Source organism: Pseudomonas sp. UBA5666 (assembly GCF_002420785.1).
Classification (GTDB): domain Bacteria; phylum Pseudomonadota; class Gammaproteobacteria; order Pseudomonadales; family Pseudomonadaceae; genus Aquipseudomonas; species Aquipseudomonas fulva.
Map to the genome: position 1 here is coordinate 15284 of NZ_DIIQ01000025.1, position 20049 is coordinate 35332.

General features: G+C 61.7%; 18 protein-coding genes and 2 pseudogenes. All 20 read left to right on the plus strand.

The features are described from left to right. The first annotated feature begins 3 nt into the window (after nt 1–3). Complete coding sequence (locus tag B2Y33_RS12670) at nt 4–861, plus strand: head maturation protease, ClpP-related (protein ID WP_206405744.1); 858 nt, start codon at nt 4–6, stop codon at nt 859–861. Nucleotides 862–863: 2 nt separating this feature from the next. Then, on the plus strand, nt 864–2051 hold the full coding sequence (locus B2Y33_RS12675; protein ID WP_206405745.1) for a phage major capsid protein: 1188 nt from the start codon (nt 864–866) through the stop codon (nt 2049–2051). A gap of 47 nt (nt 2052–2098) precedes the next feature. Beyond that, a complete protein-coding gene (locus B2Y33_RS12680; RefSeq protein WP_206405746.1) occupies nt 2099–2611 on the plus strand; it encodes a hypothetical protein in 513 nt (170 codons plus the stop codon). 3 nt (nt 2612–2614) lie between these two features. Beyond that, nucleotides 2615–2956 (plus strand): head-tail connector protein, encoded by a 342-nt coding sequence (locus B2Y33_RS12685; protein WP_104926155.1) that lies wholly within the window; start codon nt 2615–2617, stop codon nt 2954–2956. After that, nucleotides 2953–3279 carry a head-tail adaptor protein gene (locus B2Y33_RS12690; RefSeq protein ID WP_206405747.1) on the plus strand — a complete coding sequence of 109 codons (327 nt, stop codon included), beginning with the start codon at nt 2953–2955 and terminating at the stop codon, nt 3277–3279. Before B2Y33_RS12685 ends, B2Y33_RS12690 begins: the two co-directional genes overlap by 4 nt. A gap of 8 nt (nt 3280–3287) precedes the next feature. Then, nucleotides 3288–3473: a hypothetical protein gene (locus B2Y33_RS12695; RefSeq protein WP_206405748.1), complete on the plus strand. Its 186-nt coding sequence runs from the start codon at nt 3288–3290 to the stop codon at nt 3471–3473. A 3-nt stretch (nt 3474–3476) separates the two neighbouring features. Then, the gene (locus tag B2Y33_RS12700) at nt 3477–3977 is read left to right on the plus strand and encodes an HK97 gp10 family phage protein (protein WP_058604107.1); all 501 of its coding nucleotides are present in this window, start codon (nt 3477–3479) and stop codon (nt 3975–3977) included. After that, nucleotides 3970–4356, plus strand: a complete 387-nt coding sequence (locus tag B2Y33_RS12705) for a DUF3168 domain-containing protein (RefSeq protein ID WP_206405749.1) — start codon at nt 3970–3972, stop codon at nt 4354–4356. The genes B2Y33_RS12700 and B2Y33_RS12705 overlap by 8 nt, the downstream gene beginning before the upstream one ends. A gap of 54 nt (nt 4357–4410) precedes the next feature. Then, a complete protein-coding gene (locus B2Y33_RS12710) occupies nt 4411–4911 on the plus strand; it encodes a hypothetical protein (RefSeq protein ID WP_058604109.1) in 501 nt (166 codons plus the stop codon). A 40-nt stretch (nt 4912–4951) separates the two neighbouring features. Beyond that, nucleotides 4952–5296 (plus strand): hypothetical protein, encoded by a 345-nt coding sequence (locus B2Y33_RS12715; RefSeq protein ID WP_058604110.1) that lies wholly within the window; start codon nt 4952–4954, stop codon nt 5294–5296. Then, nucleotides 5293–5535, plus strand: coding sequence for a hypothetical protein (locus tag B2Y33_RS12720; protein ID WP_286929208.1), 243 nt, complete (start codon nt 5293–5295; stop codon nt 5533–5535). Before B2Y33_RS12715 ends, B2Y33_RS12720 begins: the two co-directional genes overlap by 4 nt. Nucleotides 5536–5574: 39 nt before the next feature. Continuing rightward, entirely contained in the window at nt 5575–8892 is a 3318-nt protein-coding gene (locus B2Y33_RS12725; RefSeq protein ID WP_206405750.1) for a phage tail tape measure protein, read from the plus strand. Continuing rightward, a complete protein-coding gene (locus B2Y33_RS12730) occupies nt 8892–9230 on the plus strand; it encodes a phage tail protein (RefSeq protein ID WP_058604113.1) in 339 nt (112 codons plus the stop codon). The genes B2Y33_RS12725 and B2Y33_RS12730 overlap by 1 nt, the downstream gene beginning before the upstream one ends. Next, on the plus strand, nt 9227–9976 hold the full coding sequence (locus B2Y33_RS12735) for a phage minor tail protein L (protein WP_206405751.1): 750 nt from the start codon (nt 9227–9229) through the stop codon (nt 9974–9976). The genes B2Y33_RS12730 and B2Y33_RS12735 overlap by 4 nt, the downstream gene beginning before the upstream one ends. A gap of 2 nt (nt 9977–9978) precedes the next feature. Continuing rightward, nucleotides 9979–10734: a C40 family peptidase gene (locus B2Y33_RS12740; RefSeq protein WP_288632980.1), complete on the plus strand. Its 756-nt coding sequence runs from the start codon at nt 9979–9981 to the stop codon at nt 10732–10734. A 426-nt stretch (nt 10735–11160) separates the two neighbouring features. Further along, nucleotides 11161–11766, plus strand: coding sequence for a tail assembly protein (locus tag B2Y33_RS12745; RefSeq protein WP_206405752.1), 606 nt, complete (start codon nt 11161–11163; stop codon nt 11764–11766). A 56-nt stretch (nt 11767–11822) separates the two neighbouring features. Beyond that, nucleotides 11823–14732: pseudogene (locus tag B2Y33_RS12750) on the plus strand (host specificity protein J); the annotation flags it as partial. Between the two features lie 4056 nt (nt 14733–18788). After that, a pseudogene (locus B2Y33_RS12755) lies at nt 18789–19514 on the plus strand (phage tail tip fiber protein); the annotation flags it as partial. Next, nucleotides 19511–19897, plus strand: a complete 387-nt coding sequence (locus tag B2Y33_RS12760; protein ID WP_104925815.1) for a hypothetical protein — start codon at nt 19511–19513, stop codon at nt 19895–19897. The pseudogene B2Y33_RS12755 and the gene B2Y33_RS12760, both read left to right, overlap by 4 nt. Then, entirely contained in the window at nt 19875–20045 is a 171-nt protein-coding gene (locus B2Y33_RS12765) for a hypothetical protein (RefSeq protein ID WP_181074198.1), read from the plus strand. The genes B2Y33_RS12760 and B2Y33_RS12765 overlap by 23 nt, the downstream gene beginning before the upstream one ends. Nucleotides 20046–20049: the final 4 nt, after the last annotated feature.

The window sequence follows — 20049 nt, forward strand, 5'->3', positions numbered from 1 at the left end:
CCCATGAAACACAAGATCCAGTCTCGCGGCCTGCGCAGCGAGATGAGCCCGCGTGCGCTCGATAAATGGAACCCCGCCATCCAGGCGGCCGTGGAAAACACCTCGGAAACCATCACCATCTATGGCGTGATCGGTGAGGACTGGTACGGGGAGGGCGTTACCGTCAAGCGCATCGATGCAGCGCTGCGGGCCATCGGCGACCGTGAGGTGACGGTGTACATCAACTCACCAGGTGGCGACATGTTCGAAGGCATCGCTATTTACAACCGCCTGCGCGAGCACAAGCAGAAGGTCACCACCAAGGTGCTCGGCATGGCTGCCAGCGCAGCGTCCGTCATCTACTTGGCCGGCTCCGAGCGCCAAGTGGCCAGCAGCGCTTTCCTGATGATCCACAACTGCTGGACTTTCCTCTCCGGCAACCGCCACTACCTGCGCGACGTATCGGACGACATGGAAGAGTTCGACGCCGCCATGGCCGACCTCTACGCCGAGACCAGCGGCCAGACTGTTGAGGACATGGCCGAGCTGATGGATGACGAGACGTTCATCCGCGGCAAGCGCGCGCTGGAGCTAGGGCTGGCCACCGGCCTGTTGGCGGCGACCGAGGTGACCGAGCGCGAAACCGAGGAAACCGGCCAGGCCAATGCCCTCAAGGCCATGGATGCAGCCCTGGCCAAAGCCGGAATGCCGCGCTCCGAGCGCCGTGAACTCTTCGCCACTTTCAAGTCTGGCATGCCTCGCGCTGCCAGCGGGAACACGCCGCGCGCTGTTCCGACCGGCACGCCAAGCGCTGCCGCGCCAGACCTCTCCGCCTCACTGAGCGCGGCAACCAATCTTCTCAATTCTCTGAAAGGAAAGTGACCATGGACTACGAAGCCCAAGTCAAGGAATTCAACGCCACCCTCAAGGGCATTGGCGATCAGATCAAGGCCCAGGCCGAAGCCACCGAAAAGCAGATCAAGGCTTCCGGCGAAATGAACGCCGAAACCCGCGCTAAGGTCGACGAGCTGTTGACCAAGCAGGGCGAAGTGTCGGCACGCTTGCAGGAAGCCGAGCAGAAGCTGGTCAACGCCAGCCGCGCGCCGGCAGACCGCCAGGAGCAGCAACTCTCGGTTGGCGCTCTGGTCGTAGGCAGTGAAGAAATGAAGGGCCTGAGCTCGTCCTTCCGTGGTTCTCGTCGTGTGTCGGTACCGCGTGCCGCCATCACTACGGCCACAGGTGGGGCTCTGACCGCTGCGGATCGCCAGCCAGGCATCATCGCCCCGCCTCAGCGTCGTCTCACCATCCGCGACCTTGTGGCGCCAGGTACCACTGAAGCCAACTCCATCGAGTACGTGCGTGAAAGCGGCTTCACGAACAATGCCAAACCTGTCGCTGAGACCCTGGCCAAGCCCTATTCGGATATCAAGTTCGAACTGGCCACGGCCAACGTGCGCACCATCGCGCACCTGTTCAAGGCAAGTCGCCAGATGCTCGACGATGCCCAGGCGCTCCAGAGCTACATCGACGCGCGCGCCCGTTACGGCCTGCTGATGGCCGAGGAGGCCCAACTGCTGTACGGCAACGGTACCGGTGCCAACCTGCAAGGCCTCATGACGGTTGCCCAGCTTTACGCGGCTCCCACCGGCGTGACTGTAACGGGTGAACAGCGTATCGATCGCCTGCGCCTGGCGCTCCTGCAGGCCGAGCTGGCCGAGTTCCCCTCGGATGGCATCGTGCTCAATCCCATCGACTGGGCTGCTATCGAGCTCACAAAAGATGGTGAAGGCCGCTACATCATCGGTGAGCCCCAAGATGGGACCACCCCGCGCCTGTGGAATCGTCCGGTCGTCTCGACCCAGGCCATGACGCAGGATGACTTCCTGGTCGGCGCTTTCAAGCTGGGCGCACAGATCTTCGATCGTATGGAAATCGAAGTGCTGATCTCGACCGAGAACGCCGATGACTTCGAGAAGAACATGGCGACCATCCGCGCCGAGGAGCGCCTGGCCTTCGCCATCTACCGTGGCGAAGCTTTCGTTACCGGCCCACTGACCGGCAGCGGCTCCTAAGCCTTCCAATTTAGGCGCCAGCGATGGCGCCGCACAGGAGCGATCCCATGGCTAGCACCAAGAAACAGGAGAAACCAAGCGTGGTACCGGAGCAGGCTGTACCAGCACCTGGTGACCAGGCATTGAACTCGCCGCCCGGCGGCAGCGACCCCAGCGGTGCAGATGCGGCCGCGGGTGGTGTAGCAGTCACCGTGCCCGGCGCTGAGCCAGTCGCCAACACCGTGCAAGAAGCCGGTGGCCCAGCGGGCGAGCTGCCGATAGAGCTGCCGCCGGTGGGCACTTCGGCCGAGGGTGCTGCAGGTACCGGCGTTTCGCCGAACCAACTGGGCCAGGCTGGCGACGCGCTGCATGCTGTCGCCGACACAGCAGGGCTGGACGAACTCACCTCGAGCGCGCCGGCAGAGGTGAACACGGCTCAGGTTGAGGTTTACCCGCTACGCTCGTTCATGGATGAGGGCGAGCTGCGCCGGCGCGGCGGTCCAAGCTACCTGGTACCGCGGCTTCACGCCGAGGACCTCGAGAGGCGGAATCTGGTATCGCGCACTCCGCTGGAGGAGTGAGCCATGTCATTGATCAGCATGGCGCAGGCCCGGGCCCACCTTCGTGATCCAGACGATGACGACGATTATCTGCAGCTGCTGATCGACTCGGCCGAGCTCTCGGCAATGAACTACCTCAACCGCCAGGTTTACGTCGATGCGCAATCAATGGCAGAGGCGACACTGGCAGGCCTAGCCGGGGAGAAGCCTATGCTCTGCAACGCATCGTTCAAGTCGGCGTGCCTTCTGATCCTGGGGCACCTCTACGCCAATCGAGAAGACGTGGTGACGGGGACAATCGCGACTGACCTGCCTCGAGGCTCGCAGGCCTTGCTGACCCCGTATCGGGTGGGGTGGGGCATATGAGGGCCGGGGCGCTTCGTCATTTATTCGAAGTCAATTTCCGTCACGAGGAGCGCACCAAGTCTGGTGGGGCTGTCGTCACCTGGCTCCCTGCAGCTCGTCCAAAGATGTGGGGTGAAGTGCGTACACCCTCTGGCCGGATCATCGCTGTAGCTGAAAAGCTCAAAGCGGTAGTTACCGCCGAGATCATCAGCAGGCCTCGAGCTGACATCGTGGCAGGCGTAAGGCTCACCCGCCGCGGCGTCACGTATCAGGTCGAGGCTGTATTGCCAGACAACGAAAACACGCTGATGAGACTTCTTTGCTCATCGGTACCGAATCCATGAGGTGAACCATGAAAATTCAAGCATTGGGGCCGCTGACCGGTGCATCCGGCGAGCGCGAAAAGGGCGATATCTTCGAAGTGAAGAAGGAATACGGCGAAGGCCTGATCGCCCGCGGCTACGCGATCGAGGTCAAGGAAGATGCGGCCCAGGAAAAAACAGCCAAGGCCCAGGCCAAGGCCCAGGCCAAGGAGTAGGCCATGGCCCGCCGCTCAAAGATGCGCGGCGATATCCGCCTACGGCGAACGCTGCGCAACATCCACAAGACCATGGACAACGAATTGGCCCCGGCCATGCGCCATGCTGCCGAGCGGGTGCTGGCCACGCAGCAACAGCTGATGCCCAAGGATACGGGCGCTGCCGCCGCCGCGCTGAAGATCTACGTCGCGCCCAGCGGCCTTGATGCGCAGATCGGGATCAGGGGCAAGCGCGACAATCGCAAGTTCTTTTACCTGCGCTTCATCGAGTACGGCACCAAGGGCTACATCGGCGGCAAGCGAGCCGGGAACCGAAACCGGCGTGCGACCAACAAGAGCGACGGTACGCATTTCTTCGGAAAGTACCCTGACATTCCGGCCAGGCCGGCGCATCCGTGGCTTCGGCCCTCCATCGATGTGAATCGCGAGTACGTTATGGCTGACATCGAGACAGCGGTGCGCCGCACGCTGCGCAAGGCAAGCCAGGGGGTAGGCAATGGCTGATCCCTCGGTATCGCTGCAAGAGGCCATTTTTGCCAGGCTGCTGGCCGAGGTGAGCTGCCCGGTCTTTGACGGTGCGCCCATGGACGCCGACATGCCCTATGTGTCGATCGACCGCGAGGTTTCAGTCAACGTCAGCCCGATATCAGGCCGTAAGCGCGAGCAGCGCCTGCTGTACCTGTCGGTCTGGTCAGACACGGTTGGCCAGGCAGAGGTGAAACGCATCAACGGGGAAGTCATTGCCGCCCTGGACGAGCGCCCGCTGCCGCTGAGCGTCGGCAGGGCAGTCTCTGTGCGCGTTATCCAGTCGGACGCCCAGCGTGACGCTGACGGGGTTACCTACCAAGGGTCGATCACCGTCCGCGTCATCACCACCCACTGATCCACCTACCGGCCGCACCGCGGCTTTATCCACTGTGCCTTTGGAGGAACCCCCATGGCCGAAGACAACCTGAACACAGCCGCCGGCTGCCGCCTCTACATTGGCGGCAAGACCGGCGCCGACACTGAAACCAAATACAAAGCTGACACCTACGTCCGGGTGGGTGAGATCGAAGACCTCGGTGAGTTCGGCGACACTTTTAGCCCCGTCAACTTCACCTCCCTGGACAACGGCCGGGTGCGCAAATACAAGGGCACAGCCGATGCCGGTGACATGACGATGGTTGTCGGTCTGGATAACGGCGATGTGGGCCAGAAAGCCGTGGCCGTGGCTCACAAGGACCGGGCCAAGGGTAACTACAACATCAAGGTCACCCTCAACGATGGCGATCCAGGAGCAACCCCACCCATCTTGCCGACCACGTTCTACTTCGGGGCGCGGGTGATGAACAACAAAGTGGCGGCCGGTTCCGCTGACAACGTCGTACGGCGTAACGTCACGCTGGGCATCAACACCGACATCCTCGAAATCGCGGCCGGTCCAGCAACCGCCTAAACGATGGGGCTACGGCCCCGTCAATTCGTGAGGATAATTCATGAGCGAAGCTCTGTACGGCACCATCACGCTGGTGGTCGGTGCGCGGACTTACACCCTGCGGCCAACGCTTGAAGCGGCACTGCTGATCGAGGCGCGATTTGGTGGCCTGCGCGGCGCGCTTGAGTCGATGCGGCTGATGAGCATTTCGTCCAGCGCCGACATCATCGTCGCTGGCGCAGGCCTGGGTGCTGACAAGCACGCCCAGGTGGCCACCGAGGTCTTCCAGACCGGTGTCGCCAAGGTCTCTACCCAGCTGATCGACTTCATCACCGTGCTGCTTAACCCGGTACCGCCGAGCGTGGTCGCCCGGGGAAAGGACGAGGCGGACAGCACAGCGCCGTGAAGGACGGTAGCTACGTCGATTATCTGTTCGGCGTAGCCACCGGCTGGCTTGGCTGGCCGCCTGACACGGCTTGGCATACCCCTATACCGCAGCTGATGTTGGCGCTGGATGCGCGGATCGAATGGACCGGCCGCGGCCAGGCCCAAGGCAATGCATCTGGTCAAGCGACCGTAGCGCGGAAGCCTGGCAGCGTAGCTGACAAGCTGAAGGCCTTCTTCCGAGGTCGGCAGCCGGAATAAGTCACCGCCTACGGGCGGTTTTTGTGCTTGGAGAAACGCATGGCCGATCAACAAGTCCAGGGCATGCTGGTCCAGATCGAGGCCACCACGGCCCAGCTGCGCCGCGAACTGGCAAACGCTGATCAACTGGTGGCGCGCAGCACGCAAGCGATCGACCGCAATCTGGCCACCGTCGATTCCGCGTTCGATAGGGCGGGTGCGGCAGCGCAGTCGGCGGGTGTATTGATGCGCGGCGCCTTTGCAGCCGTGGCAGGCGCGGGGCTGATCGGCGGGATCATCAAGCAGGTGGATGCCTACGGGCAAATGTCCGACCGGATGAAGGCCGCCGCTGGCAGCGCCGCAGAATATCAGGTGGTGCAGGATCACCTGCTGCGCACTGCGCAGGAAACGTACCGCCCACTGGCAGAAGCGCAGGAGCTGTACATCCGCACGGCGGACGTGATGCGCAGCCTGGGCTTCAATACTCAGCAGACGCTCGATATCACCGACAGTTTCAGCTTCCAGCTGGTGACCAACGCCGCGACCGCTGACAAAGCGGCATCGGCCCTGGATGCCTATTCGAAGGCTCTGCAGACCGGCAAGATTGACGCCGATGGATGGGTTTCTATCCAGAGCGCAATGCCCACCATCGTGCAGGCAATTGCTAGCGGCACCGGCAAGAGCGCTGAGGCTATTCGCAAACTGGGTGTGGAAGGCAAGCTCGCGCTTGAGGACCTCAACACCGGTCTGCTAAGCACGGTGGATGCTAACCGTAAAGCAGCTGCCGAGATGTCCACCAGTGTTCAGGACGCCCTGGTGAATATCGGTAATGCAATCAGCACCTTTCTGGGCGGCATGGAGGAGCGTACCGGCGCGGTTGCAGGTCTCTCCCAAGTGCTCCTGGCGCTGGCCGACAATGTGGATCTGGTGGCAGTCGCAATGGGCGGTGCCGGTGCCGCAGCGCTAACCCTTTACGTGGCCAAGGCCGGGATGGCAGTGAAAGCTGCGCTGGCCCAGCGAATTGCCGAAGTCGACAACGCCCGGGCTGCGATTCGCGGTGCCGAGGCCCAGCGTATCTACGCGCAGGCACAACTGCAGCAGGCAGAGGCGTCTGTCGCCGCCGCTACTGGCCTGCAGCGTCTGTCATTGGTTCAGACGCAGCTGCTGCCCAAGCAAGCGGCGCTCACAGCATCGACCGAGGCATTGGCCATTGCGCAGGCAAACCTGACCCGCGCTGCCACTGGCGGCCTACTGACGGCGTTGGGCGGGCCGATGGGGCTGGCGCTGCTCGCTGGTACCGCAGCGGCCAGCTTCCTGCTGCTGAGCGAGAACTCCGATGGCCTGGAGAAAAAACTGGGCGATCTGGCCGACCCTCTCGACAAGGTGATGGAGCGTTTCGGGAAGTTGAACAGCGCCACCCAGGCCGTAGCACTCAGGGAGCTACAGGGCAAGCTTGACGACCTGCAGAGCCAGCTCGGGCAGACTGCCGGGGCCATTGCTGACAAGTTCGAGAATGATCTGCGCGGCCTTGGAGCTGCGGGTGTCGATGGCTTCATTGCCGGCCTGGCTCCAATGCCCAAGGAAGCGCAAAGAGCGCTCGACCTGGTCCGCGATGCCGCCAATCAAGCAGCAACCGGCGCCGTGGTGGATTGGAAGGCCGTAGCCGATGAAGTGCGGGGTATTCCTGGTGTCACCGAAGCGATGGCCCAGGCTATCGAGACGGGTCAGATCAAAGCCTCGGATCTCAGCGCCGAGTTGGTGAACCTGCGCTCCAAGCTGGCTGAGCTGACTGGCGAAACCGATCGCAATACAGCTTCGACTCAGGCTAACAATGCTGCAAAAGCCGGCATGAGCTCCGCCGGCGAGAGCTATCTGGCCACCTTGCAGAAGCAGCTCGCAGGCCTTCAGGACAACGGCGATGCAATCAAGATAGCCAACCGTCATATCGCCGAAAACGCTGACCTCACTGAAACAGACCGCCAGGCGATTCTGTCCGCCGCGAGCGCGATTGAGTCGCTGAAGAAGAAAAACAAAGACGCGACTCAAGGGAGCAAGGACCGAACCAAGTCCCTGCAGGACGAAATCAAGGCCCTCGATGCGATCATTGACCGTGCTCTGCCTGAGCGCAAACGTCTGGAAGACCTCAAGGAAGGTATTGATGGGCTGCGCAAGGCACAGGCAGGCGGAAAGATCACAGCGGCCGAGATGGAGCTGGGCATCAAAAACCTGAACGCGGCCTATGCAGCCCCGGCCATCCAAAAGCGTGCCGAGGAGGAAAGGAAGTTGGCGGAGGCGCGGCGAAACAGCGCCGAAGCCTACCGAAAGGCCATGGAGGTAGTCCTGCAGACACGTCAGGACGCTATCAATGCCGATGTGTCCGGTATCGGAATGGGCGATGACGAGCGCGACCAGGCTGAGCGCCTCAATAGCGTTCGGCAGAAGTACGCCGAGGCCCGCCGGCAGCTGGAGGAACAGCAGGAGGATGTGTCCCGGCGATTGAGCCAGGACGCGTATCAGCAGCGCCTAGCGGATCTGGAGGATTTCCAGGCCCGCGAGCTGCAGATGGAAGTTGATGGCTACGACGCCAGGCTGGTGGCCCAGCAAGATTATCGAAACGGAGCTAAGCGAGCCTGGGCCAATATCCGGGCTGATGCTGCGAATGTGGCCGGCGCTACCGATGAAATGTTGACCACTGGCTTCAACACGGCCAGGGACGCCTTGGCCGACTTCGCAGTCACGGGCAAGGCCAACTTCAAGGACTTTGCCACCAGCGTGATAGCTGACATGGCCAGGATTGCCAGCCAGCAAGCCGCAAGCTCTCTGCTCAGCACTGTGGTGAACTGGGGCGTAACGGCTGCGACAAACTACTTCGGCAGTGGAGGCGGCAACGGCATGACGCCAGGCTCTGCCGGGGCGGTTTCATCCAACCTTGGCGCTTCTCAGGCCGGTTACTCGAGCACTTATTTCCGGGCCCAGGCTAAGGGCGGCGCCTGGGATGGTGGAGTGCAAATGTTCGCCAAAGGTGGGGCCTTTGCTACCAACAGCGTGCTAACCAGGCCGACAGGCTTTGCTATGGCAGGCGGTGGCCTGGGTGTCGCTGGGGAGGCTGGTCCCGAAGCCATCATGCCGCTGGCCCGTGGGGCTGATGGGTCACTGGGCGTACAGATGGTGGGCGGGGGCGGTGGCTCGACAATCGTGCAGGTCAGCGTTCCGGTGACCGTCGCCTTGGAAGACCGAAGTTCTGAGGGCATGGAACTGGACCCTGCAGCATTCCAGCAAAACATGGAGCGGCAGATGCAGGGGGTAGCCGAACGAGCTATCGCCTCATCCTGGCGCCCTGGCGGCGTCAGCCACCGAAACACGACCGGGAGGCGCTGATGGCTATCGAGACGTTCACATGGGTGCCCGATGACGAGGCAAGCGGAGATAGCGAGCTTCGGACCAGGAAGTCCCAGTTCGGCGACAACTACGCCCAGGTAACAAGCGATGGGCTCAACGGCGAAACGGACAGCTGGGATCTGACATTCGGCGGGCTTGCCTCGGAGATCGCTCCGATCCTTGCATTCATCCGCCGCCACCGGGGCGCCAAGTCGTTTTTGTGGACCAATCCGGAAGAAGTGCTGGGCCTGTACCGCTGCGAGAAGTTTCGGCAGGTGCGTAAGCCCGGCGGCATCACCGTACTTACTGCCACCTTCGAAAGAGCATTTCATCCATGAGCCTGATCACCCAACTACAGAAGCTTGAACCAGGGGCTGAGATACTGCTGTTCGAGCTCGACGGTACGGACTTCGGGGCTGACGTGCTGCGATTCCATGGGCACGCCATTCCTCACACTCCCGACGAGCTGCGAGCAGCCGGTACCAATGCTGACCAGCTGCCGGCGAAGTCCATCTGGTGGCAGGGCAACGAGTACAGCGCCTGGCCGGTCCAGATTGAAGGCATTGAGGCGAACTCGGATGGAACTGCAGTGCGGCCCACGTTCAGTGCGGGTAACGTTAATGGCCGGATCACCGCGCTGTGCTTGGCCTTCGACAACCTGCTCGAATTCAAGCTGACCATGCGGCACACCTTCGCCGAGTACCTGGACGCTGCGAATTTTGCCGGTGGCAACCCCTCCGCAGATCCGGCAGAGGAGGCGATCGAAGTCTGGTATATCGATCAGAAGGTGTCCGAAAGCGGCACCACCGTAGCCTGGGAGCTCGCAAGCCCGGGCGATGTGGGTGGCGAAACGATTGGGCGTCAGATGACGCAGCTATGCCATTGGGCGATGACGGCAGGGTACCGGGGGCCGAACTGTGGCTACACCGGGCCCTACTACGACATGGACGGAAACCCTACGTCAGACCCAGCCAAGGACCAATGCAACGGCTGCCTGGACACCGGCTGCACCGTCCGGCATGGCCAGGGCAACGAACTACCCTTCGGCGGCTTCCCTGCCGTCTCGCTGATCGCCCGGAGCTAACCATGCGCAAAAACATTCTCGCCGCCGTGCAAGCGCACGCAGCGGCTGAATACCCGCGAGAGTGCTGCGGCATACTGCTGCAGGTTGGCCGAAGGCAGGTCTATCACCCATGCTCCAACGCATCCAACGATCCGACTGAGGAATTCCGGATTGCACCCGAGCAGTACGCCGAGGCCGAAGACCTGGGCGAGGTGATTGGAATCGTCCACTCGCATCCCGACGCCACCAGCAGGCCGTCGCCGCGAGACTTGGCTATGTGCGAGGCCACCGGCCTGCCCTGGTACATCTTGTCCTGGCCAGAGGGCGATCTGCGCACGATCACGCCCACCGGATGCACGCCGCTGCTAGGTCGCCCATTCGTGCACGGTGCCTGGGACTGTTGGCAGACCTGCGCCGACTGGTATCACCGGGAATGGGGGGTGGAATTTCCTGCCTACGATCGAGAGGAGGGCTGGTGGGAGAACGCCGATGGACCGAGCCTATACGAGCAGGCCTATGAGGCTGCCGGCTTCCACCAGGTGAGCGAGCCGCAGCGTGGTGACTTGATCGTCATGGCGGTGGGGCGTACTGCCCATCCAAATCATGCGGGCATCTACCTTGGCACTGACTCCCAGCTGCCAGGCGAGGACAGCCATGTGTTTGGGCCGGGTCCATTCATGCTGCATCACCTTCTGGGGCGACCATCGGAAATCATCGTTTTCGGCGGGCCTTGGCTCGAACGGACGCGCTTGGTGTTGCGTCACCGCGACAGTAAGTGATGATACATTCGAAGTTTTCATGGAGGGATCACATGCGAGTTTTGATCTGTGCATTGGGCTTGGGGTTGCTGGCGGGATGTGTCTCGCCTTCGGATCTTGTAGAACACGGGCCTGCCTTCGAAAGCCACACTCCAAAGACCGCGAGAGACTTCTCTAAATGTCTCGCCCCGAAATGGCAGGACATGAGTAGCGGAGTAGTCTCGACGGAAACCGAAACTGGTTATCGCATTCGCTTAGACATCGACATGGTGGGAACGCCAGTGATGGCGGTAGTGCAGAGCCAGACCGTTGGTGCCAAGGTCAGTATCTACACTCGGAACAGTACGTGGTCCAAGTGGGTGAAGGTGGCGCGAACCTGCATCTGAGCATATCCAAGATCAACGCCTCCTCCGGGAGGTTTTTTTATGCCCATAGGAATTTACAGCCATGCCCAATGCTCAGCCACCAGCGTTGACTAGCATCAAATTGTCATGCTCGCTTGCCCGAAAATTCGGCCGCCTGCATCAAAAATCACTCGATAGCGGAAGCACTTTCGAAGTGTTCAGGGCTCTTAATGCGACCATTCCTGGTTTTGAGGCGGAGATCAGGAGGCTTGACCAACTAGGCATGCGCTTCGCTATTTTCCGGAACGGTCGTAACGTCGGCCCAGATCAATTCGATCGCGGAGGCGTGAAAGAGATACGTATCGTCCCTGTCGTTGGAGGCAGCAAGCGTGGAGGCACGCTTCAGACAGTTGTCGGCGCTGTACTCATCGCCGCAGCCTTTGTCCTCTCATTTACGCCATTTGCTGGCGCCTCCCCATTTCTCTACCAGCTAGGTGGAGCCATGGTCGCCGCAGGCGTAATCCAAATGCTCAGCCCCCAGGCTAAGGGCCTAACCCAAAGCGCCGCGCCAGAAAACCTACCGTCCTACGCCTTCGGCAGCGCCAAGAACACCACAGCCAGCGGCAACCCAGTCCCGATCTGCATCGGCGAACGACGCTGGGGCGGGGCGATCATCTCCGCCTCAATCGAGGCGCAGGACAAGGCATAGCGCCAAAAGAATGCACAGACCGCCAGTTGGCGGTTTTTTTTCGCACGGAGGAAAGCATGGGCCCAGTAGATCACCTGGAAATTGTCGGCGCCAAAGGGGGCGAGAGCCAGCCGAAGCAGGCAGTAGAGTCGCCGGACAGCTTGCGCTCGACGAACATCGCCAAGATCCTGCTGGCAGTGGGCGAAGGCGAATTCGATGGGGTGCCCACTGACCGGGACATCTACCTCGACAACACCCCGATCGCTGATTCCAGCGGCAATGTGAACTTCCCGGGTGTGAAATGGGAATGGCGCCCGGGCTCTGTTGAGCAGAGTTACATCCAGGGCATCCCGTCAGTGGAGAACGAAACCTCCGTCAACGTTGAGCTGCGCAGCGACAACCCGTTCACGCGCGCCTTGAGCAATACCCAGCTCTCAGCTGTTCGCGTGCGCATGTCCTGGCCGCGCCTGGCCAAACAGGAGAGCAACGGCGACACTAAGGGCTATCGCATTGAATACGCGATCGATATCGCTACAGACGGTGGCGCTTATGTCGAGGCTCATCTGGGCGCCGTGGATGGCAAGTCCACCAACGGCTACCAGCGCTCGGTGCGCGTGAATCTGCCCAAGGCCACTTCTGGGTGGATGCTGCGCGTACGCCGACTCACGCCGAACGCGAACAGCGGCACCGTGGCCGATACCATGACCGTGGCGGGCTACACCGAGATCATCGACCAGAAGATCCGGTACCCGAATACGGCCTTGCTGTACATCGAGTTCGATGCCCAGCAGTTCCAGAACATCCCGGCGGTGACGGTGAAATGCAAGGCTAAGCGCTGGCCGGTACCGAGCACTTACGATCCGATCACCCGCACCTACAGCGGTGTTTGGGATGGCACGTTTAAGCTGGCCTGGACCAACAACCCTGCCTTCGTGACCTATGGTCTGTGCGTGGAAGACCGCTTCGGCCTGGGCAAGCGCATCAAGCCGTGGATGGTCGACAAGTGGGAGATGTATCGCATCGCCCAGTATTGCGACCAGCTGGTGCCGGACGGTGTGGGTGGCCAGGAGCCGCGCTTCCTCTGTGACATGAACCTGCAGGGCCGTGCCGAGGCCTGGACTCTGCTGCGTGATCTGTCGGCTATCTACAGGGGCATGGTGTATTGGGCCCACGGTTCGCTGTTCATGCAGGCGGACATGCCGCGCGCGCAGGATATCGACTACGTCTTCACCAGGTCGAACGTGATCGACGGTGAGTTCGTGTATGGCGGAGCCGAGCGCAGCACGCACTACAGCCGTGCCCTGGTCAGCTACGATAACCCGGCCAACAACTACGACACCGACGTTATTCCGGTGACCGACAACGCGCTGCAGCGCCGGTACCGGGACCGCCCAATCGAGCTCTCGGCCATTGGTTGCACCCGCGCGTCCGAGGCCCAGCGCCGCGGTAAATGGGCACTGCTGAGCAACAGCCAGGACCGCACCGTTACGTTCAAGACCGGCATGGAGGGCCGTATCCCGCTGCCTGGGTTCGTCATCCCGGTGGCGGACGAGTTGGTAGCAGGCCGCCCAAACGGCGGGCGCATTTCCTCGGCTACTGGCCGCGTCGTGACGCTGGACCGTGACACCCCGATCAAGGCCGGTGACCGGCTGATCGTGAACCTGCCCAACGGTACCGCCCAGGCGCGGACTGTGCACTCCGTCGCGGGCCGGGCGGTGACCGTCACCACCGAGTACAGCCTGCAGCCCGAACCTGAATTGCAGTGGGCGATTGACTACGACGACCTGGCCGTACAGCTGTTCCGGGTGCTCAAGACCACCCGCACCCAAGAGGGCAACTACGAAATCACTGCGCTCGAGTTCAACCCGAGCAAGTTCGCCGCGATCGACACCGGCGCGAAGCTGGACGAGCGCCCGATCAGCGTCATTCCGGTGACCACCGTGGCGCCTCCGGCCAGCGTATCGCTGTCGTCTGGTCACATGATCGACCAGGGCATCGCGGTCAGCACCATGACCATCGCCTGGCCGGCAGTGGCGGGCGCTGTTGCCTACGATGTCGAGTGGCGCAAGGACAACGGCAACTGGATCCGCCTGCAACGCACTGGTGCCGCGTCTGTGGACGTGGTCGGTATCTATGCTGGCGCATACCTGGCCCGCGTCCGTTCGGTCAGCGCGTTCGATATCACCTCGATCTGGAAAAGCTCGGACCTGACCCAGCTGAACGGCAAGGAAGGCTTGCCGCCGGCAGTTACGTTCCTGGCAACTGAGAGCCTGCTGTTCAGCATCGGCATCAAGTGGGGCCTGCCTGCCGGCGCCGAAGACACCGAGCGTACCGAGTTGTGGTACGGCGAAGGCACCGACCTTGGCGCGGCAACCAAACTTGCCGACCTGGCCTACCCGCAGAGCGAGCATGTCATGCAGGGCCTGCGCGCGGGGCAGCGCTTCTTCTTCTGGGCGCGCCTGGTGGACCGTTCCGGCAACGTTGGGCCGTTCTTCCCTGTGGCTCCGACCGTGGTTACCGGCATTGCTAGTGCCGATGCCGGTCCTATCCTCGAGCAGATCAAGGACCAGATCACAGAGAGCGAGTTGGGCAAGGAGCTCACCAGCAAGATCGAAAAAATTGCGCTTATCGATGGCAACGGCCCGGGGTCGGTTAATGAGCGGATCGGCACCGCCAAGACTGAGCTGGCCAAACAGATCAGCGACGTGAACAACGCTCTTGGCACCGTGAAGGGCAACCTCGAGCAGCAGATCACGGCCGTGAGCGCGGACGTTTCCGCCGCCAAGACCGAGTTGCAGCAGCAGATAGCGAACGTCTCGGCCCTGGCCGGCTCCCTGCCATACCGCAAGGATAAGGCCTACAGCGTCGGCCAGAGCGCCCTGGGCAGTGATGGCAAGCTCTACCAGGCCCTGAAAGCGGTACCGCTGAACACGCCGCCACCGAACGCTACCTACTGGACTGACGTAGGGCAGGCCGTTGTTACGGCCAACGGCATGGCCGCGCGCGTCTCGAAGGTTGAAACCGATGTATCCACGCTGGATGGCAAGGTGACCGCCCAGGCGTCTCAGATCGGCGGGCTGCAATCGAGCCTGACCACTACTAACGGCAACGTCTCGGCTGCTCAGCAGGCTGCTCAGGATGCGGCCACGCTGGCGGGCGGGAAGGGCAAGGTGATCGTTCAGTCGGCAGCGCCTGCCGTCGCGGACCGCCTGGCGCAGAACCTCTGGATCGACACCACCAGCAACGCCAACACCCCGAAACGCTGGAGCGGTTCGGCTTGGGTGGCGGTGACGGATAAGGTGGCCACCGATGCAGCATCTGCTGCCCAGTCGGCGCTTAGCCAAGTGGCGTTGAAGGCCGATGCTAGCGTAGTGAGCAATCTGAGTACCCGCGTCAGCGATGCCGAGGGCAAGCTCACGTCGCAAGCCACCCGCATGGACGGCATGCAGACCAGCATCGACGGCAAGGCCAGCTCGCAGGCGCTGCAGCAGGTCACCAGCCGCGTGACGGCGACCGAAGACAAGGACAAAGCCCAGGATCAGCAGCTGACCTCGCAGAGCCAGGCCCTGACTTCGCTGACCGACAGCGTAAGCAAGAAGGCTGAGGCCTCGACCGTCCAATCGCTCAGCAACACAGTTGCCCAGCAGGGCCAGAGCCTGACGGCTCAAGGCACGTCCCTGACCAAGATCGAGGCGAGTCTGCCGTCGCTCAGCGGCGAGAACCTGCTTCCCAACAGCTCGTTCGAGGAGTTGGTTGCCGATGGCAGCAGGCCGCGGCATTGGGCGGTATCTGGCGCGGCTGCGCGGGCCTTTGTGCCCTCGCCGTTGACCAGCAGCCTCAACGCTCTGCGCATCAGCGCAAGCGTCGGGGCCGGGAGCTACATCGAGGTGGTGTCGAGTCCGGCCGATGGTCGCGCACGAGTCAAAGTTACGGCCGGGGTGACCTATACGCTGAGCGTCTATGCGCGTGGATCAGGAGCGCCAGGCTTCTTGCGGATGTATCTGCAGTTTCTTGACGCTGCTGGCGCAGTGCTCTCGGCACCCGCCACCTCTGACAAGCCGGTGCTGGGTGAGAACTTCACTCGTTACACGCTTACGGGCACTGCCCCAGCCAACGCCACACAGGTAAATGTCTACGCCTGTCGTTTATTCAACGACTCGAGCGCCGCCGCTAACATCTGGGCAGAGGTCGACAATGTGCAACTTCAGGAGGGTGGGCTGGCCACGGCCTATCATCCGTCGATCCTGGCGGCGGCCGATGCGTCAGCCGAGGCCGTTACCAGCTTGGGCGCTCGCGTTGAGAAGAACGAGCAGGGGCTCAAATCTACTGGCGAGCAAGTGACCAGACTCACCAGCAGCCTGGTTATCACTGACGGTAACGTGGCAACCGCTCAGCAGGCGGCCCAAGCTGCATCAACCCTGGCCGGCAGCAAAGGCAAGGTTTTGGTGCAGCCCTCGGCGCCGGCAACCACCGACCAGGTCGCGCAGAACCTGTGGATCGACACCACTGGCAACGCCAATACGCCGAAGCGCTGGAACGGCAGCGCCTGGCTGGCGGTGACCGACAAGGTGGCCACCGATGCAGCAGCCGCTGCACAAACCGCACTGAACCAGCTGGGCGGTAAGGCTGACGCCAGCGCGCTGGCCAGCCTGGGAAGCACGGTCGAGCAGCATGGCAAGGACATCACTGCTGCCGGGCAGTCGATCACTCGCATCGACGCTTCGATCGCCTCGTCGGGCTCGGAGAACCTGCTGTTCAACCCATCGTTCGACGTCGCGTCTGCCGCCAACGCCAATATCGCCGCTGGCTGGTATTGGAGGTACACCGCCGGGGTGGTGGTGGCGCCCACCCTGCGTAACTCCGACCTGGGTGCCGAGGGCAAATGCCAGCGACTTGACGTCTCCGGCCTGACAGCCGGATCAGGGGCGACCTATGTGGACTTCGCACCGGTTGCTGAACGGCAGCCGCCAGCGTTCGAAGGGAAGGCGTACACCGCTTCGGTTTACGTGCGCGGCAACACGGGTCTGCTATTGCAGCTCTACCTGCAGTTCAAGGATGCCGCTGGCAGTACGCTCAGCACCAACGGGCCAAGCAACCTGGTGCTCAACCCTACATATCAGCGCCCATTACTGGTTTCGGCACTCGCTCCCGCCGGATCCGTGCGAGTCGACGTGCTTTATCGGATCCGCTCCAACGCGGGATCGACGCTCACCGCAGGGTTCGTCGATTTCGACATGGCGCAGCTAGAGCAGGGTAATACCCTGACTGGCTGGCGCGATAACGGCAAAGCCAATGCTGACAGCATTGCTGCCAACGCAGCGGCTACCACAGCGCTCACTGGTCGAGTCGAAAAAAATGAGCAAGGGCTGACCAGCGCCTCAAGCTCAATCGCTCAGCTTGAAAACAGCATTGGCGATGTAGGTGGTGAAAACCTTTTCTACAACCCGGCAATGGCCAAATTCCCAGGCTTGAATGGTACGGCCGAGGGCTGGCAAGTCGAAGGCTCTGTGAGTTCAATCGACACGCTCATCCCGTCGTGGCTTAGTTCTGGGGAAAAAGCACAGCGGATTGAGGTGCCTTCTGGGCTCACAACGTCTGGAACCTCGCCAACCGGCTACAAGTCGTTTCGGCCAGCCTCCAGCGGAGCAGTGATAAAGCGTCCAAAGGTCGCAGAGGGGGAGGTGTTTACGGCCTCTGCCTACATGCGCGGTACAGCAGGTTTAGCGTGCCGGATCTATCTGCAGTGGCTGAATGCCTCAGGAGTAGCAATCAGTGCGCCAGCCGGTGCATTGGCGTCGTTGACATCGTCATCAACGCGTATCGAATACTCTGGGGTAGCTCCTGCTGGGGCGGTTGAGTGCAACGTCTACTATCGCGTGTTCAGCGCAACCGGCGCGGTCAGCAGCGGTTTCATAGAGATAGCGCGCCCCCAGATGGAACACGGTGCCCGCGCCACAGGATGGTCGGATAACGGGCAAGTGCTAGGTGCCGATGTTTCGTCCAACAGTAAGGCCATCGACGGTCTCAACTCCAGCGTTGAGCAGCAAGGTGCGGCAATAACGGCAGTAGCCGGCAGAACTACTCAGTTGGAGACCAGCGTCAACAGCCCCGTCAACGGCCTTGCCACCAGAGCGTCCGCTTCCGCTGTGGAGGCTATTTCAGGCCGCGTGTCTGCAACCGAAAACAGCCTCACGTCACAATCGGGCCAATTGGTTGATCTACGCAATAACCTTGCAACTGTGACCAGTGGATTGGGTGCAGCAGGTTTGGATCCTGCACCTGGAGCTCTTTGGCATTTCGATGGGGCCTTGGATGGGTGGTATGGCCAGGGCGCGAATATCACGCTCGGCGCTGGTTTCGTGACCATCAGTTCTACAGGCAATGACCCGCAACTCATAAGCGCGGCCGGTCTCGCCATTGAGGGCAGTGCGTACACGCGCATTCGTGTCGCGATAACTCGACGTGGCGGCTCGGGATGGGATGGGCAGCTGTTCTACTCGACCAAAGACCATGGTTTTGCTGGCAGCTACCGCAAGGTCATCGCCAATCCAGCGCTGGCCGTGGGCGCTAGTACCATCCTTGAATGGGACATGGCAAACCTGACCTCAGGGGGAGCTGACTGGACCAGCAGTATCATCGACCGGGTCCGTATCGACTTCGGCAGTATGGCGAGCGATGTGTTCGAGGTGGACTGGATTGCGATTGGTCGTGCCGCACCATCAGCCTCCAGCCGCGCGCTGTCGTCGCTGGATTCCAAGGTGACTCAGCAGGGAACCAAGATCGAGGCGGAGGCCAAGCGCACGGACGGGCTTTACACGTCAGTGGGCAACGCCAATTCAGCAATTCAGGATGAAACGACTGCTCGCGCCACTGCTGACTCAGCCTTGAGCACTCGAATCAACACCGCCCAGGCGAAAGCGAATGAAGCGGCGGCGGCTGTCCAGAGTGAGGTTCAAGCGCGGGCCGATGCCGATGGCGCTCTGTCCAAGCGCGTCGAAACGGCCCAGGCAACGGCGGGTAACGCCAATGCTGCTGTTCAGCAGGTCGCTACAGCTCAGTCCGACATGAAAGGGATGCTCAACGCCCAGTACACCATGCGTGTGCAGATCAACAGCCAGGTGGGCGTGCACCATTGGGGCGGGTTTGGCATCGGCATCAACGAGCAAAACGGGGTGGTGCAATCGGCCTTCGTGGTCTATTCGGACCAGTTCGTGCTGCTCAATGCAAACGGGGGAGGGCTCTCGTCGCCATTCTCTGTGGTGGGCGGGCAGACGTTCATCTCCGACGCCTACATCCGGAACGCGAGTATTGGCACCGCCAAGATCGCCAACGGTGCGATCGCCAACGCCCAGATCCAAGACGCGGCCATCACCAACTCGAAGATCGGCAACCTGCAGGTGGACACGCTCAAGATCGGTAACGAGGCAGTGACCATCCCCCGGTACGCTGGCTATGCCCCTCGCTTCAACTGCAACGGCAGTTGGCAGACGCCACTGACTATCACGTTCTACATGCCTCAGCCTGGCATGGTTTACATCAACTACTGCGCGACGTTCCTCTCGAACGGTACCCAGTTCTATCAGTACCGCCTGGTCCTGGATGGAAACATGATCGCTGAATCTGTCGCGAACTGGTCGGACAGCTCCATCACCCTGGCCTCTGGTCAGTACGTGGGAGCAGGCCAGCACACGGTCGATTTCTCGATCCTGGGTGCGGTGGGCGTGGTGCTTTCCTATCAGAACCTAATGGTGCAAGGAATCATGAGATGACCCAGTCACCCCCTGCCGGGGAGGTAGTGCTCTACAACGAGCGCGGAGAAATCCGCATGCGCGGCTACATGTCCCAGCTCGAGGCGGAGCTCAACGCGAAGCGAACAGGATTCTCCTATCTGTTCGCCCGGGCCAGCGAGCTCGAGCAGTTCGTCAGCGCGGGCAAGATCGTGCCTCGACCCAAGATGGCACTGCAGCTGGTTGGCATGACCCTCAAAGGCGTGCCCGCCAATGCGGTGCTCAACATTGAGGGCGTGGAGTACACCGCCGATGGCAGCGACATCGAGTTGGGCTTCAGCCTGCCCGGCGAGTATGAGGTTGTGATCGACCTTTGGCCTTATCAGAGCGAGGTATTGAGCGTTGAAAATCGAGCACAAAAGTGACCATGCCAAAGCCCGGGCCACTGACTACCCGGCGATCGAGGAACAGCTGGACATGCTTTGGCACGCGATGGACCAAGGAACAATGCCCAAGGCCGAGCCGTTCTATTCCACGATCCAACGAGTAAAGCAGCAGTACCCCAAGACCTGACGGT

Coding starts and splice junctions, on each gene's coding strand:
- B2Y33_RS12670 (WP_206405744.1), top strand. CDS start 4: ATGAAACACAAGATCCAGTCTCGCGGCCTGCGCAGCGAGATGAGCCCG.
- B2Y33_RS12675 (WP_206405745.1), top strand. CDS start 864: ATGGACTACGAAGCCCAAGTCAAGGAATTCAACGCCACCCTCAAGGGC.
- B2Y33_RS12680 (WP_206405746.1), top strand. CDS start 2,099: ATGGCTAGCACCAAGAAACAGGAGAAACCAAGCGTGGTACCGGAGCAG.
- B2Y33_RS12685 (WP_104926155.1), top strand. CDS start 2,615: ATGTCATTGATCAGCATGGCGCAGGCCCGGGCCCACCTTCGTGATCCA.
- B2Y33_RS12690 (WP_206405747.1), top strand. CDS start 2,953: ATGAGGGCCGGGGCGCTTCGTCATTTATTCGAAGTCAATTTCCGTCAC.
- B2Y33_RS12695 (WP_206405748.1), top strand. CDS start 3,288: ATGAAAATTCAAGCATTGGGGCCGCTGACCGGTGCATCCGGCGAGCGC.
- B2Y33_RS12700 (WP_058604107.1), top strand. CDS start 3,477: ATGGCCCGCCGCTCAAAGATGCGCGGCGATATCCGCCTACGGCGAACG.
- B2Y33_RS12705 (WP_206405749.1), top strand. CDS start 3,970: ATGGCTGATCCCTCGGTATCGCTGCAAGAGGCCATTTTTGCCAGGCTG.
- B2Y33_RS12710 (WP_058604109.1), top strand. CDS start 4,411: ATGGCCGAAGACAACCTGAACACAGCCGCCGGCTGCCGCCTCTACATT.
- B2Y33_RS12715 (WP_058604110.1), top strand. CDS start 4,952: ATGAGCGAAGCTCTGTACGGCACCATCACGCTGGTGGTCGGTGCGCGG.
- B2Y33_RS12725 (WP_206405750.1), top strand. CDS start 5,575: ATGGCCGATCAACAAGTCCAGGGCATGCTGGTCCAGATCGAGGCCACC.
- B2Y33_RS12730 (WP_058604113.1), top strand. CDS start 8,892: ATGGCTATCGAGACGTTCACATGGGTGCCCGATGACGAGGCAAGCGGA.
- B2Y33_RS12735 (WP_206405751.1), top strand. CDS start 9,227: ATGAGCCTGATCACCCAACTACAGAAGCTTGAACCAGGGGCTGAGATA.
- B2Y33_RS12740 (WP_288632980.1), top strand. CDS start 9,979: ATGCGCAAAAACATTCTCGCCGCCGTGCAAGCGCACGCAGCGGCTGAA.
- B2Y33_RS12745 (WP_206405752.1), top strand. CDS start 11,161: ATGCCCAATGCTCAGCCACCAGCGTTGACTAGCATCAAATTGTCATGC.
- B2Y33_RS12760 (WP_104925815.1), top strand. CDS start 19,511: ATGACCCAGTCACCCCCTGCCGGGGAGGTAGTGCTCTACAACGAGCGC.